This window comes from Gluconobacter sp. P5B12, assembly GCF_018812035.1.
Lineage (GTDB): Bacteria > Pseudomonadota > Alphaproteobacteria > Acetobacterales > Acetobacteraceae > Gluconobacter.
Genome location: NZ_JACRVV010000002.1, coordinates 137,588 through 152,026, shown reverse-complemented (window position 1 = coordinate 152,026; position 14,439 = coordinate 137,588). Strand labels below are relative to the sequence as shown.

General features: G+C 56.8%; 12 protein-coding genes. 3 read left to right on the top strand and 9 right to left on the bottom strand.

Going from position 1 to position 14,439, the window contains the following annotated elements:
• Positions 1-11: 11 nt before the first annotated feature.
• From KP702_RS04720 to KP702_RS04710, 3 genes are read right to left on the bottom strand one after another with little or no spacing between them, the layout of a single operon-like run.
• Positions 12-1,247 (bottom strand): FAD/NAD(P)-binding oxidoreductase, encoded by a 1,236-nt coding sequence (locus KP702_RS04720; protein ID WP_215768586.1) that lies wholly within the window; start codon positions 1,245-1,247, stop codon positions 12-14.
• A gap of 39 nt (positions 1,248-1,286) precedes the next feature.
• Positions 1,287-2,240 (bottom strand): nucleoside hydrolase, encoded by a 954-nt coding sequence (locus tag KP702_RS04715; RefSeq protein ID WP_202206943.1) that lies wholly within the window; start codon positions 2,238-2,240, stop codon positions 1,287-1,289.
• Positions 2,237-2,488 (bottom strand): DUF3297 family protein, encoded by a 252-nt coding sequence (locus KP702_RS04710; protein ID WP_046900479.1) that lies wholly within the window; start codon positions 2,486-2,488, stop codon positions 2,237-2,239. The genes KP702_RS04715 and KP702_RS04710 overlap by 4 nt, the downstream gene beginning before the upstream one ends.
• A 132-nt stretch (positions 2,489-2,620) precedes the next feature.
• Between KP702_RS04710 and KP702_RS04705 the strand changes: the two genes are divergently transcribed.
• The 3 genes from KP702_RS04705 to KP702_RS04695 all read left to right on the top strand — a co-directional run bounded on the left by KP702_RS04705 (position 2,621) and on the right by KP702_RS04695 (position 7,997).
• Complete coding sequence (locus tag KP702_RS04705) at positions 2,621-3,808, top strand: lipase family protein (protein WP_202206942.1); 1,188 nt, start codon at positions 2,621-2,623, stop codon at positions 3,806-3,808.
• Positions 3,805-4,611, top strand: coding sequence for an SDR family oxidoreductase (locus tag KP702_RS04700; protein ID WP_202206941.1), 807 nt, complete (start codon positions 3,805-3,807; stop codon positions 4,609-4,611). Before KP702_RS04705 ends, KP702_RS04700 begins: the two co-directional genes overlap by 4 nt.
• Before the next feature lie 80 nt (positions 4,612-4,691).
• Positions 4,692-7,997, top strand: coding sequence for an efflux RND transporter permease subunit (locus KP702_RS04695; protein ID WP_237389875.1), 3,306 nt, complete (start codon positions 4,692-4,694; stop codon positions 7,995-7,997).
• 61 nt (positions 7,998-8,058) lie between these two features.
• Here the strand turns inward: KP702_RS04695 and flgA are convergent, their stop codons facing one another.
• The 6 genes from flgA to KP702_RS04665 form a co-directional block, all read right to left on the bottom strand.
• Positions 8,059-9,015 (bottom strand): flagellar basal body P-ring formation chaperone FlgA, encoded by a 957-nt coding sequence (flgA, locus tag KP702_RS04690; protein ID WP_237389874.1) that lies wholly within the window; start codon positions 9,013-9,015, stop codon positions 8,059-8,061.
• 35 nt (positions 9,016-9,050) lie between these two features.
• Complete coding sequence (flgG, locus tag KP702_RS04685; protein ID WP_046900475.1) at positions 9,051-9,842, bottom strand: flagellar basal-body rod protein FlgG; 792 nt, start codon at positions 9,840-9,842, stop codon at positions 9,051-9,053.
• Between the two features lie 33 nt (positions 9,843-9,875).
• Entirely contained in the window at positions 9,876-10,616 is a 741-nt protein-coding gene (gene flgF / locus KP702_RS04680) for a flagellar basal-body rod protein FlgF (RefSeq protein WP_202206939.1), read from the bottom strand.
• A gap of 76 nt (positions 10,617-10,692) precedes the next feature.
• Positions 10,693-11,880 (bottom strand): GNAT family N-acetyltransferase, encoded by a 1,188-nt coding sequence (locus tag KP702_RS04675; RefSeq protein ID WP_202206938.1) that lies wholly within the window; start codon positions 11,878-11,880, stop codon positions 10,693-10,695.
• 126 nt (positions 11,881-12,006) lie between these two features.
• The gene (locus KP702_RS04670) at positions 12,007-12,474 is read right to left on the bottom strand and encodes a RidA family protein (RefSeq protein WP_010503058.1); all 468 of its coding nucleotides are present in this window, start codon (positions 12,472-12,474) and stop codon (positions 12,007-12,009) included.
• A gap of 65 nt (positions 12,475-12,539) precedes the next feature.
• A complete protein-coding gene (locus KP702_RS04665) occupies positions 12,540-14,315 on the bottom strand; it encodes a chloride channel protein (RefSeq protein WP_202207250.1) in 1,776 nt (591 codons plus the stop codon).
• Positions 14,316-14,439 lie beyond the last annotated feature (124 nt).

Genomic DNA, 14,439 nt, shown 5'->3' with positions numbered 1-14,439 from the left:
AACCCATATGGTCAGGCGCTTTCTTTGACCTTGTGCTTGACCTTGACATCATGCCCCTTGAGCATTCCATGCCAGTACAGGCGGGGGAAAACTTCGGTTTTCAGGAGCCAAGCAAAGCGGCTGGGTTTCCGCTGATCATACGGAAAGCTCGGAGCAACCTTCCCGCCATACAGGAACTCTGCCAACACGACTTTGCCGTAAGACACTGTCAGTGGGCAGGCACCATATCCATCATACGCCCCTGTTTGAGGGCGGCCGTCGAGAGAAGCCAGCAGGTTCGCGACCACAACGGGAGCCTGCTCGCGCGCGGCAGCAGCTGTCTTGGCATTACTTGTGCCCAGAACATCTCCAGCGCCGAAAACGGTATCGTACTTCACATGACGCAGACTTGTAGGGTCTACATCCAGCCAGCCAGCGGCATTGGCAAGGGGGCTTTTCTTGACGAAGTCCGGGGCGGACTGTGGCGGAACAACGTGCAGCATGTCGAATGAACGAACAACAGTTTCGTCCGCGCCAACAATCTGGAAGGTAGCTTCACGTTTCTCCCCATCGACCTTGATGAGGTTCTCTTTCTTATGAAGATTGACCCCATAAAAATCGATCTGCTTCTGGAGGGAAGGCACGTAGTATGCCACGCCAAACAGCGCGTCTCCCGCCATGCAGAAATCGACTTCCGTGCGGTGAAGCGACCCTTCCTTGCGCCAGTGATCGCTTGCCAGATAGACAATCTTCTGCGGTGCCCCAGCACACTTGATGGGCATAGGAGGCTGTGTAAAGAGCGCCTTTCCACCATCAAGATGACGAATGCATTCCCACGTGTAGGCAGCCGTTTCACGGGAATAGTTGGATGTCACGCCATTACGGCCCAGCGTCTCGGGTAGTCCCTCGATTTTATCCCAGTCCAACTGAAGGCCGGGGCATACAACCAGCCGACGATATTCCACCACACGGCCACTTTCGAGCGTCACGGTGTTCGCGTCAGGATCGAAAGACACCACACTGTCTCGCAGCCAGGTTACGTCTTTCGGAATCAGGCCACCTTCCTGACGGAGCGTTTCCGCCAGCGTCATCACGCCGGCTCCAACCAGCGTCCAGCCCGGCTGGTAGGCATGCGTCGTAGACGGTTCGATAATGGCAATCGACAGGTTGGGTCGCTGATGTCGAAGCTGCGCTGCAATGGTGATGCCTGCAGCACCCCCACCAACGATGACGACGGAGAAGCGATCCTGCGGGTTAGAATCTGTCATGTTCGATGCTCCAGAGTCATGGGCTGACAAAAGAAGACCCTAAACCAGACGGGCCAGTCTTTCGGTAAGAAGAGTGTAGAACGCGTCGGAATCAATGTGATCAATCCATAACGCATTAGGGAGGCGATCGGTTACCTTCCAAAGATCGACAACGCTCTGTCCCAGACAAAGCGGTGCTTCAATCTCGATCTCGACGTTACAGGCCCGTCCGGAGAACAGGTCTGGCCGCAGCAGCCAGCCAATCGTCAGCGGGTCATGGAGTGCACCGCCTTCCCATCCATATTTCAGCTTCTCAAAGCGGTCTTCAGCACCCAGCATCCGGACAACCATATCGCCCACAGGTGTTCCGAGCGCAGCAATCGGTGCCAGCCGCGCAGGAGTCGCGATGGCGCGATGGGTCACATCGAGCGGGAGCAGCGTGACAGGAATGCCTGCACCCATCACGATTTTCGCAGCGTGGGGATCAACGAAGAAGTTGAATTCCGCAGTTGGTGTGATGTTTCCACCTTCGCGCTGCGCGCCACCCATTGCGACAATCCGGGAAATTTTGGGCGCAATATCCGGGGCGTGCGTCAGGGCGTGTGCCAGATTGGTCAGAGGACCCAGGCAAACCAGCGTAATGGCGCCTTTCGGCTCCTTCCGCAGCACATCGATCAGATGGGTAGCCGCGTCCATCGGCTGCTCACGGAGACGAGGGTTTGGCAGGTTAGCGCCCCCCATTCCGGTTTCACCGTGCACGTATTCCGCACTGATCGGCGCCTTATGAAGAGGCCGTGCGGCACCGGCAAAAACCGGTACATCCTCACGCCCTGCCAGTTCGAGCAGGGCGCAGGCGTTTTTCGTGGTCTGGGCGAGCGACACGTTGCCAGCAACGGTCATGATCGCTTCGACCTGCAGTTCTGGCGAGGCCAGCGCCAGCAGGATCGCCACGGCATCGTCCTGACCGGGATCCGTGTCGATAATAATCCGGCGGGGGCTGACCTGCGTCATCATGCGTCCTTTTCGTCGTCCTTGAACCAGGCCTCAACCGTCCCCGTGACCTTCAGGGTCATCGGACGGCCCTTGCGGTCCACGGCCTTGCCAACAGACAAACGGGCCCAGCCTTCGCTGATGCAGTATTCCTCAACATTGGTCTTCTCTTCGCCCTTGAGGCGAACACCAACGCCGCGGTTCAGCACGTCTTCATTGTAGTATGGGCTGTCCGGGCTGGCGCACAGGCGGTCGGGAGGGGTATCGCTCATAGTCGGTTCCTTTCTGTCTTCTGTGGCATCTTCTGTAGCGCCGGATGGCCTCGCCTCCAAGTCAGGATGGCTCCCCGGAGACAACCGGCGCTGCTATGATGCGTTTTCCTCCTCAGGAGACCATGAGTTACCATGACATTCATTCGCTTCCGCCGAACGATGGGCGCTACACTTTTCAGCCTTACCTCTCTCGGTGCCGCCCTGTCCGGTTGTGCATCGCAGGATGACGGAGACTCCTATTCCGTCAGCGTGCCGGTGGCAGCGGGTCAAGCCATGCGTTTGGATCACATGATTTCCCATGTTCCGGGCCAGGCCTGGCGCCTCACTTATCGCAGCGCAGATGCCCGTAATCCAAAGCAGCTTGTTCGGGTGTCAGCGGAAGTTCTGGTTCCCGCAGGCAAGCCGCCCGTTGGTGGGTGGCCTGTCTTGGCCTGGGCTCATGGAGAAAGTGGCCTGCATCTGACATGTGCGCCTTCTGTTATGGGCCTCGGGACTGTGCAGGAACGCTTTTATGGTCCCTGGCTGCGACAGGGCTTTGCGATCGTTGCCACAGACTATCCGGGTCTTGGGGAGCCCGGCGAGGCATTGCTTCTCAATGCCCGTTCAGAAGGGATGAGCGTCCTGGATTCCGTGCGAGCTGCTCACGAACGCCTTCCTTCGATCTCAACGACAGTGCTTCTCAGTGGTCATTCGCAAGGCGCTCAGGCTGCTCTGGCGGCCTCTGCAATGGCGGCATCCTACGCGCCTCAATTGCATATTCTGGGAACGATCGCTGTTGCCCCGCCCTATCTGGATGCGCAGGGTATTCAGGATCTTCTGCATCCTCGTAATCCGCGCAGTTTTTCCCCAGTTGTTCCGGAGCTCCTGTCTCTTGGCGCGTCTCTGGCTCAGGCCGACCCATCGTTTGACGCCAACGCTGTCTTCACAAACCGGGCTCTTGCCCTCATGCACGATGCCGCAAACACATGCAGCTCGGATTTTTTTCCGCTGGTCCATCGTTCAGGCCTGACCCCCGCGACGATGCTCAAGCCCGGCGCCGATGCTGTATTGGCGCCAGCACTGAAATGGGCTGAATATCCGTCCCTGTCGCTCTCAACGCCTGTCATGATTGCGACGGGCGCGCAGGATCTGCATTCCTCCCCAACCGAGCAGCGTCGTCTGGTGAATGCGCTGTGTGCAGCAGGCACCTCCGTCAGCCACACAACCTATGGCGGAGCCAGCCACAGCGGCACCCTGCCTGCTGTCACGACAGACGCCCACAGTTTCGCGCGGACCCTTCTTGCCGGACAGAAGCCCGCGAATAACTGCCCCGCACAATGACGATCCTTATTACAGGAGCCGGTTCTGGAATTGGTCAGGGACTGGCACGGCGCCTTTCCCGGCCTGGGCAGTTCCTGTCTCTGGGCGATATCCATCCGGAAGGTCTGGCGCTCACTAAGTCCCAGTGTGAGCCCTTGGGCTCAACGGTTCACACGCGCACTCTAGACGTTCGAGACCGACCAGAAATGGAGGACTGGATCAAAAAGTCTGCACCCTCCAGACTGGACATGGTCTTTGCCTGCGCGGGCCTGACTGGCGGCCTTCCTCCTACCGCTGGGGATATTCCTTTGGTCGCGGAACGGGAACAGCACGCCAGAGCCATTTTCGAGACGAATCTGACAGGTGCCCTCAATACCGTTTTTCCAGCGATCGAGCAGATGCGACAGCAGAAACCAGATGCAAATGGCCAGCGAGGCCGCATCTGTGTGATGTCTTCGGTCGCGAGCTTCGTCTCTTATCCCGGCACACCGTCTTATTCAGCGTCCAAAGCTGCAATTGATCGCTTTATTGTTGCCAGTGCGCCCAGTCTGGAGCGACAGGGCATTTCACTTACAAGCGTCTGTTGCGGTTTTGTGGAAACCCCGATGGTACAGGCCAATCGTTTTCCCATGCCGGGGCTGGTCTCCACAGACAAGGCCGTCCGTCGCATTTTACGCGGAACCCTGCGCGGTCAGAGGCGAATTATGTTTCCCTTCTGGCTGGGGTTAGGAGCGCGCCTGACAGACCTTTTGCCGCCGCGCCTAGCTGAACTTTATTATTGCAGGCAGCCTTCATCCCAACCAGGCGGAATGCCCGATTACTGACCACTCTCACGGTACGAAAATGACTTTTCGTGTCCTAATAGTAATGACCCAAAGACCATAATCGGGGATAAGCTGTCGGCATGAATTTCTGCCGCTTTTTCATTGACCGCCCCGTCGCAACAATCCTGATGTCTCTTGCCATCTTCATGGCCGGCGTCATCTGCTATCCTCTTCTGCCTGTTGCGACGATGCCTGATGCCACCACAACCAATATCATGGTCGTGGCATCACAGCCGGGTGCGGACCCGCAGCAGATGGCAACATCTGTCACGACCCCGCTGGAGCGGCGTCTTGGCTCCATTGCCGATGTGAAGAGCATTGAGTCTGACACGAGCCAGGGTCAGGCGCAGATTTTCATTGAGTTCTCGTCCTCCCGGAACATTGACGGTGCCCTGCGAGACGTACAGGCAGCTCTTCGGGCTGCCCGCAGCGATCTTCCCACTGGCACACTCGACGATGATCCGCAGGCCTTCAAACTGGATGGCAGTGGTTTCCCGGTTTACCTGCTCAGTGTCACGACAGACCAGCTGACACAGGCCGAGCTCTATGATGTGGCCAATATTCAGGTCAAACCTTATCTGGCGAAGGTCAAAGGGGTAGGCCGCGTGGAGGTCGTTGGTTCATCGAACCCGGCCGTTCGTGTGGAGCTTAATCCGGGACCTCTGTATAAATGGGGCATCGGGCTTGAGAATATCCGCTCGGCCCTCGCCTCTGCCAATGCCTTCACCCCAAAGGGTTTCATCGACAGTCATGGCACACGCATGCTGCTGTCGACCAATGATCAGGCCGTCAAAGCGAGCGAATACAGGGATCTGATTGTCGGCTACCGGAACGGACTGTATCCCGTCCGCCTCAAGGACGTCGCAAACGTCTACGATGGTGTGCAGGACGTTTATCAAACGAGCTACATCAATGGTCACCGGGCCATTACGCTCATCGTTTCCGGCCAGCCCCACGCCAACACAGTGGCGATCGTTGATGGGATCAACGCTAATCTGGACAAACTGCGAGAGGGTCTGCCGGGTAGCGTCAAATTAACTGTTGGCTTGGATACATCCCGCTCCGTTCGCGCTGCCCTTGATGATGCGAGAGACGCCCTCATCATTTCCGTCATTCTGGTGGTCTTGGTTATCCTGCTTTTCTTCCGCAGGGTCATGACCACTGTCATCCCGGCCGTCACTGTGCCGATTGCCCTGTCCGGCACGCTGGCCGCAATGGCCTACTTCAACTTTACTCTGGATGTTCTATCTCTGATGTCCCTGACGATCGCTGTCGGGTTCGTTGTCGATGATGCCATTGTGGTGCTCGAGAACATTGCCCGGCACATTGAAGACGGGATGGATCATTACGAAGCCAGCATTGTTGGCTCGTCAGAAATCGGCTTCACGGTCCTGTCCATCAGTGCCTCGCTTGTAGCGGTGTTTATTCCTCTGCTGTTTTTGCCGGGTACTGCAGGCTCGATCATGTTCGAGTTCTGCATGACGATGATTTCAGCCATCGTGATTTCAATGTGGCTGTCCCTCACCCTGACGCCCATGATGTGCGCCCGCATGCTTGAAATTGATCATGGGACCGCTCCCCGTAAGGGTCTTACAGGCGCCATCGTGCGCTTTACTGAAGCGGGGCTGGATGGCCTCGTACGTCTTTACGCTCGCTCCATGCACTGGTGTCTGCGGCACACGATCCTTATGGGTCTGACCCTTCCCCTGAGTTTTATCCTGCTCGTGGGTTCAGTCATCGTCATGCCCAAGGAATTTATCCCTGAGCAGGATATTTCCCTGATTGGCAGTCGCATCCAAGGCGATGCGACCATGTCCTTTGATGAAATTGACCGCAGGCTGCGTGCTGTCGGTGCAATCGTGCAGCGGGACCCGGACGTAACATCCACGACTATTTTCAGTAACGATAAAAACTCCGGTCAGCTCTACCTGCATTTGAAGGAAAAAAGCGAGCGCGCTCCGGTAGCCACAGTGCTGGCCCGTATTCGCAAGGCTGTTCCCGTTGAACCGGGAGCAGACGTGATGTTCTGGAATGTCGGCGGCAATAGCCAAGGGGGAAGCAGCCAGAAGAACACCGGTGCTTACCGCTATGTTCTGCGCAGTGAAGATATTGCCAGCCTCACGGGCTATCTTCCCAAAATGCTTGGGGCGCTGCGGGCCTCAGGAAAGCTGGTCAACCTTTCTTCTGCGACAGAAAGCCAGTCCGTCGCTGCTTACGTCACGGTCCATCGCGATACGGAAGCACGGTATGGCATCACACCGCAGCTCATCCAGAATGTTCTATATGATTCCTACGGCCAGACCATCGTCTCCACGATCCACCTTCCCCTGACGACACACCGGGTCGTCATGGTTCTGGGGCCGCAGTATCGAACTGATCCCAACATGCTGCATCAGGTCTGGATTTCAACTTCTGCTGGCACAGCGGCAGGTGGTGTGGCGTCCAACCTGATTAGAGCCAAGGCCTCCACCAGCGGAACTGAAAGCACGTTTGCATCTCTTGCAACGGCGTCCATTCAGAACTCACTGGCCAACCAGATTTCCGGCAACAGTTCCAGCGGTGCCGCTGTATCGTCTTCGACAGAAAAGATGATCCCGCTTGAAAACGTGGCTTCCATTCTCTGGAAACAGCAGCCGCTCGATGTCACCCATCGTTCGGGGTACTATTCGACCGCTATTTCCTTCGATCTGGCGCCCGGCGTGACCTACGCCCAAGGTGTTCAGCTCATTCAGGACACGCTAAAAAGCACCCATGCTCCAGAAGGTGTTCTGGGCGAATTCACCGGGACAGCGGGCGATACAACCAAAGTCATGATCAATGCACTGTTGGCGTTCGCAGCAGCCATTGCCGTCATGTATATTGTGCTTGGCATTCTGTATGAGAGCCTGATTCATCCCATCACCATTCTCTCCACGCTGCCCTCTGCCGGCATTGGCGCCATCATAGGGCTATGGTGCTTTGGAATGCCCTTCAGCGTTGTTGCTGTTATCGGCATCATCCTGCTGACAGGCATTGTGAAAAAGAACGCTATTCTGGTGATCGACTTTGCCATTCATGCAGAGCGCCATGATGGATTGTCGCCCAAGGATGCCATTTTCAAAGCATCCATCACGCGTTTCCGCCCAATTCTCATGACCTCTCTCGCTGCGGCCCTCGGTGCCGTACCGCTTATCATCGGACATGGTTACGGGAGCGAGATGCGAGCCCCGCTGGGCGTCTCTGTGCTCGGAGGCATGATCGTAAGTCAGTTGCTCACGCTTTATACTACTCCGATCGTCTATCTCTGGATGGATGCGATTGGAAAATGGGTCCGGCGAATGATGCTCCGCATTGGAAAGCTCTTCCAGCACCGCGCTATGCCCAACAGTGTGCAGAACCAGAGTTAAGCCAGACGAGCGGACTGCTGTTCATTTTGGAGCCTGAAATGTATCAGCGTTTCAGGCTTCTTTATAACGTAGGCAAGCTCATGGCTGCGGGACGGTTTCGGCTGTCAGCAGAAAGAGGGGCAATGTCCGGGATGACTTCTACTTCAGTTCGTCCGATGACGCGCCCCGTCAAAACCATGTGGCTGTTGGCATTGTAGATATGAACAGTATCGCCTTTGCCGCCTGCCTCCAGAACAGTTCCTGACACTGTCAGGCGAACTCCCGGCAAGGTGTACGACAGAACCACGGGCGATCCCCGGCGCACTAATTGAGGGTGCACAAGTTGCGAGGATGCCAGAACCTGTCCCGCAGACAGACTGCCTCTTGCTTCCAGGCCAACTGCATCATCAACGGTCTGCAACGCGTCTTCAGGCACATCGGATGACCGGACCAAAGTAACACTCACATCTTCAGGCAGCACAGGCTGCCCCGGACGAAGCCCATGACGAAGCGTCACGGCCCGGACCTCCATGGTCACAGAGCCATTCACCGAAAAGGATGTTGCTTTCCCACCCGATCTGGATGGAACTTCCATACGAGCATTGAAATGGCCACCCCCTCGTGGTGGACGCTCCAGATGCAGAAGAATGGGAACCGTCTGCTCCTGCGCAGGAACCGGCACGAGCCGAAAACCACTTAGGGTAATTTCAACATGTGCATCCTGAGGCAGATCCAGCCCCTGGCGCAAAACCGGTAGAATATCATCTTCCCCGATTAAACGTGTTGCCCGCGTCACGGTTGTGGAGACCAAAGGGGATGCGTCTGGCCAGTCCACACCAAACTGTGCAGCAATCGCTGTCAGTTGCGGGCCACCTACAACATAATTCGCGCCAAGTGCAGGAGCGTCTCCGATATCGGCATCCTGCGCTGACGTCAGGCCTGAAAACAGATCGGAAAGATGAACACGGGCATGATCGATACTGATATTAGTGCGGAGCGTGGCCGCATGGACGGAACCCGTTGCGACAACTGAAAACACCAGCAGTCCGACTTGCCACCACCCTCCTTTCACGGTTAGCGGCCGCCAAGATTGTTGAGCGTCTGCATCATGTCGTCTGCTGACGTAATGACCTTGCTGTTCATTTCATATGCACGCTGCGCCGTAATGAGATCTGTGATTTCCGTCACAACATTGACGTTCGAATTTTCAACATAGCCTTGCATGACACTGCCATAGCCCGTTGTGTTCGGGGTTCCGAGCATCGCATCGCCAGAAGCTGTGGTGGGCGTAAACAGGTTCTGACCCATCGCATCCAGGCCATTTTCATTCGTGAAGGTCGCAAGCTGGAGCTGACCGACAACCGTTGAATTGTTCTGCCCGGCGACGGTTACGCTGACCTGCCCGGACTGATCAATGCTGACACTCTGGGCGTTATTGGGGATCGTGATGGTCGGGCTTAGCTGGTAACCATCTGCTGTGACGAGCGATCCCGTATTGTCCATCGAGAATGTGCCGTCTCGCGTGTAAGCCAACTGTCCGGAGGGTAGCTGGATCTGGAAGTATCCCTTGCCCTGCACGGCTAGATCCAGAGAGTTACTGGTCTGTTCAAGACTACCCTGATCGTTGATGCGATAAATAGCGGCTGTTTTCACGCCCAGACCAACCTGTGCACCAGCAGGCACAGTCGTGCCTGTATCAGACGAACTCGTGCCGACCCGACGGATATTCTGGTAGATGAGATCCTGGAACTCAGCACGGGACCGTTTGTATCCGGTCGTACTCATGTTCGCGATGTTGTTGGAAATGGTTTCAACGTTGGTCTGTTGGGCCTGCATGCCCGTTCCAGCGATATCGAGTGCGCGCATGTGGCTTTAATCCTTGTCCCGTCAGGACGTCTGTCAGGCGGAGACCTGAACGATTTTATCGATGGCGTTCTGCTGACGTGTCGCCTCGGCGTTGACGAACTGCGCCATGAAATCGAAATTGCGCTGGATATCCATCATCTTCGTGACCTCGGACATCATCTGCACATTACTGCCTTCGACCATGCCTTGCAGGATCGAAGGCCTGTCCACGGCATCGGTTGGCTGGTCTGATCGGAGAAGATGACTGCCCTCAGCCTGGAGAGTGTTATTGTCCCGTGCAGTCACGATACCGATCTGCCCGGTTTCACCGGTTTCAGTGGTTATGACACCGTCCGAAGAAATGGTGAGTTGATGATCCGTTGCGGGCAGCACGATGGGCTGCCCTTCCCGGTCCAGAAGGGCGTTACCACTTTCGTCAACGACCGTTCCGTCCTGCTGCTTTTCAAAGCGGCCAGCGCGCGTCAGTCGCACACCGTTGGCGGTCTGCACCTGGAAATACCCTTCTCCACCCAAGGCAAGATCGAGCGGGTTTCCCGTCTGCTGCATGTCGCCCTGCTGGAAGTCACGATAGGTCGCGCGATCCTGAGTATAGGCCTGGGTCTCAGCGCCCGTGGGCTGGGTACTTCCGTGCTGCCGGGAAAGGTAGTCACTGAACAGAACGTTTTCGCGTTTGTAACCAACCGTGGAAGCATTGGACATGTTGTCTGCCACCACCGACATGGCGCGTTGCTGGGCATCCATGCGCGAAAGGGCAATATAGGTGCTGTTCTCCACGGCTGAAGCTCCGGCATTCCACTGTCATGGAGGAAGCTTAACTGTCAGACCCTTTCCCAATCGTTAACTGCACCCGTCAGGACGAGTCGTCCTGACGGTATGGAGAGCCTGCTGCCAGGGCTTCGGCTTCATCCAGAAGAGCGCTCCGCTCTTCTTCAAGAAAAGCCGCAACAGCTCTTCCTAGTCCTGGATCCAAAAAGGCGTGCGCAGAGCGCGTAAGAGCTGGCAGATAGCCACGCTGGATCTTGTGTTCCCCCTGAGCGCCAGCTTCCACACGGGTCAACCCATGGGCAATGGCGAAATCGATGGCCTGATAGTAGCACAACTCAAAATGGAGGAAGGGCCACTCACCGTCACATCCCCAGTTGCGCCCGAAGAGAGTATCTTTCCCCATCAGATTCAGGGCCCCCGCCACAGGGCGACCTTCATACTCCGCGAGCATCAGGACGACGCTATTGGCTAAGCGCTCTGAAAGCATCGGGAAAAAGCTTTCAGACAGGTAAGCACTCCCCCATTTTCGATCGACCGTAGACTGATAGAATCGATAAAAGGCTTTCCAGTCCGCAGCGGTAATGTCCGCTCCTTGCCTTGTCACGAATGTAAGGCCAGCGGTCTGGGCTGTTTTTCGTTCCTTGCGAATGGCCTTGCGCTTACGGGATGACAGGGCATTCAGGAAATCCTCGAAAGACGCATATCCCTGATTTTGCCAGTGATACTGAATGCCTAAGCGCTTGAGGTATCCAGCGCTTTCAAATGCCTCCATCGAGGCGTCATCGCAAAATGTCGCATGTACGGAGGACAGACCTAGCTGCCCGGCCGCTTGCATTAAAGCCGATGCCAGCGCTCGTGCGACGGCCTGTGGTTCCACCTGATCAGGCCGGACAAGAAGGCGCGGACCGGGGACTGGAGAAAACGGAACCGCGCACTGGAACTTGGGATAATAGTGCCCTCCAGCAGCCTCATAGGCCCGGGCCCAGGACTGATCGAAGACATATTCACCCATGGAATGGGCTTTTCCATAGAGAGGAGCGAGCGCTGCGATCGTTCCATTGGGAGCGCGTAGTGCAGCATGTCTGACAAGCCATCCGGTTCGATCCGCAACGGATCCACTGTCTTCCAGAGCCGAAAGAAACCCGAAGGACACAAACGGATTTTCGTCGCCGGCGCATGCATTCCATTCAGCCGGGCCGATTTCATGGATGGACGCATGAAGCGTCAGCGTCCACTCAGTCGTTTCTGATGGTGGGGGAGTAGAGGCGCTCATGACGGCTGATCCTGCAAACGTACATAACCCATAGGGCAAACGTGTTGATCAGGCATGGAAAAGACAACGTTTTGCTGTCTTTTCCATGAAGTTGGATGGGAAAGAAGCCCATCCAGTCCGGTGAAATCAGACGACTTCGAACAGGGCTTCCACTTCAACCGGTGCATTCACTGGCAGGCTTGGAACGCCGATTGTGGAACGGGCGTGACGACCTGCATCTCCGAAGACTTCAACCGCGAGATCGGACGCACCGTTCATGACAACAGCATGTTCCGTGAATTCAGGTGTGCAGGCAATGAAACCGCCGAGACGCACAACCCGCTTGATGCGGGACAGATCACCGCCCAGAGCGGCCTTGGCCTGGGAAATGACGTTGATGAGGCATGCGCGTGCACAGGCTACACCTGCATGATTAGAGACTTCGTCGCCCAGCTTGCCGGTAATGAGCAGCTTGCCATCCACGAGAGGAAGCTGCCCCGAAACGACCAGCAGATTGCCTGTCAGGACAGTCGTGACGTAATTCGCAACCGGTGCAGCAGCTTCCGGCAACGTGATTTCAAGGGCGGCGAGACGATCTTCAGGGGTGTTGGACATGAGTGTTCTCCTGTGAATGGACTGTCATGTTGAAGCGCATAGACGTCAATGCCAAGGGTGAACCGTCACACGGCTGATCCCTCTTCGCCGGCCAGTGTTCGGCGACTGCGCTCAAGCTCTTCGGCATAGCGACGCAGAGCGTGCTGTTCCGTCAGGATACCAACCACCTGACGGGACTGAAGATCTTCCACGACAACGAGGGCATCGGCTTCTGCACGTTCGAACAGCTCTACAGATTCCCGAACTGTCAGCAGAGGCGTCAACATGGCGTTTTCGAAATGGGCGAGGCTCTGAACAGGCGTTGAGGCCGCGGGAACGGCCTGGAGCTCTGCCACGTTAACCATCCCCACATAGCGGCTGTCCCGATCCAGCAGGACAATTCTCTGCGCGGAGCCCAACGGAAAAAGAGCCTGTGCCCGGTTCAGGGGGGTGTCAGAAGAGATGGTTCGCACCTGTCCGCGCATCATGCGCCGAACGTTCAGAGAGCGCATCCACCCGATATCCACGGCAGAGCGAATGGATTCACCGCGCAGATGAAAGCGCCATGTGGCGAAGCTGTAGCCGAACAGACGCCTCACAGTGAGGAGCGACAAAACAGCGGCCACGAATGTTGCACCACTCATGGAAATACTGCCTGTCAGTTCCAGAAGCAGGCACACCATGGTCATGGGGCTACCGATGATGGCCACGGCCATGGCGCTCATGCCAATCAGAGCACAAGCCGTCAGGGACACTGGCGCCAAGCCGATCCATTCAAGCAGCGCGCCATACACTGTCCCGGCAAGGCTACCGAGGTACAGAGATGCAAAGAACAGCCCCCCGCGAAATCCGGAGCCGATGGAAATGCAGGAGGCCAGCGCTTTCAATATCAGCAGGCCAAGGGCCAGACGGGGCGTAATCCATCCCGCAAAAACCACTCGCATGGCATCATGTCCCGCCGACAGGACTGATGGGTGAATGACTGCTAACCCACCAACCATCAGTCCGCCGACAGCAGGCTTCAGCCACACAGGGCCAGGGAGCTTGCGAAACAGAACCTCGGTCTGGGTCACACAATACATGACGCCGATGGCGGTCAGAGCAGACAGAATGCTGATGACAACAACACTGACACTCCCATCCCACGTCAGGGTCCCCGGGTCTGCAATCACAACCGCGGCAGGCATGTGACCGAACAGATGCGCCACACCCACACCGGCAAGAGCCGCCACAGCGACGGGTGACAAACTGACGAGAGAGTAAGAGCCAATCACGAGTTCAAAGGCGTAAAAAGCCCCTGCCACGGGCGCGTTGAATGCCGCACCGATAGCCGCGCCAGCAGCCGCGCCCACCAGAACACGCAGATCCTCACGACGGACCCGGAAAGACTGGCCAATGCGGGACCCAAGAGCAGAGGCAATCTGTGTAAACCCTGCTTCGAGGCCGATGGAGCCCCCTATGCCATTGGACAAGATCGTTTGAAGCGCAACGATCGTGCTGTCTCGCACAGACATGCGACCACCATGCAGAGCATTGGCTTCAATGGGATCGACCGGACGGCGTGGCATAACTTTTGCAACCACCGCACCGAATATTCCAAGGACAAGGCCGCCCAGTGTCAGGACGAGGAGAAGACGCCATGGAGGGAGCCATGTCAGGCCGGAAAGGTGACCGTCCACAGTGTTCCCGCGACCGAATAGTTCGCTGTGAAGAAACAGGGTGACGGTTGTAACAATCACAACACACAGCCCGGACAGTCCCCCGACCACGGCAGCCAGAACAGTCAGCCAGATCTCGTCAGCTCGCACCATCGCACGCAGCGTCACGGGAGCCTGAGTGGGGTGACGAAGGAGCTCGCGCAGATGGCGACTCACGCGAAAACGCAATTCGTTACGGGTGGGACTGGTGGACAAGAGGTCTCCCCGGCGGCAGGTGTAGTTCTGTTTGGCTGGAACGCTGCTTGCGATCAACCGCTGTCATGGAAGG

Coding starts and splice junctions, on each gene's coding strand:
- KP702_RS04720 (WP_215768586.1), bottom strand. CDS start 1,247: ATGACAGATTCTAACCCGCAGGATCGCTTCTCCGTCGTCATCGTTGGT.
- KP702_RS04715 (WP_202206943.1), bottom strand. CDS start 2,240: ATGATGACGCAGGTCAGCCCCCGCCGGATTATTATCGACACGGATCCC.
- KP702_RS04710 (WP_046900479.1), bottom strand. CDS start 2,488: ATGAGCGATACCCCTCCCGACCGCCTGTGCGCCAGCCCGGACAGCCCA.
- KP702_RS04705 (WP_202206942.1), top strand. CDS start 2,621: ATGACATTCATTCGCTTCCGCCGAACGATGGGCGCTACACTTTTCAGC.
- KP702_RS04700 (WP_202206941.1), top strand. CDS start 3,805: ATGACGATCCTTATTACAGGAGCCGGTTCTGGAATTGGTCAGGGACTG.
- KP702_RS04695 (WP_237389875.1), top strand. CDS start 4,692: ATGAATTTCTGCCGCTTTTTCATTGACCGCCCCGTCGCAACAATCCTG.
- flgG (WP_046900475.1), bottom strand. CDS start 9,842: ATGCGCGCACTCGATATCGCTGGAACGGGCATGCAGGCCCAACAGACC.
- KP702_RS04675 (WP_202206938.1), bottom strand. CDS start 11,880: ATGAGCGCCTCTACTCCCCCACCATCAGAAACGACTGAGTGGACGCTG.
- KP702_RS04670 (WP_010503058.1), bottom strand. CDS start 12,474: ATGTCCAACACCCCTGAAGATCGTCTCGCCGCCCTTGAAATCACGTTG.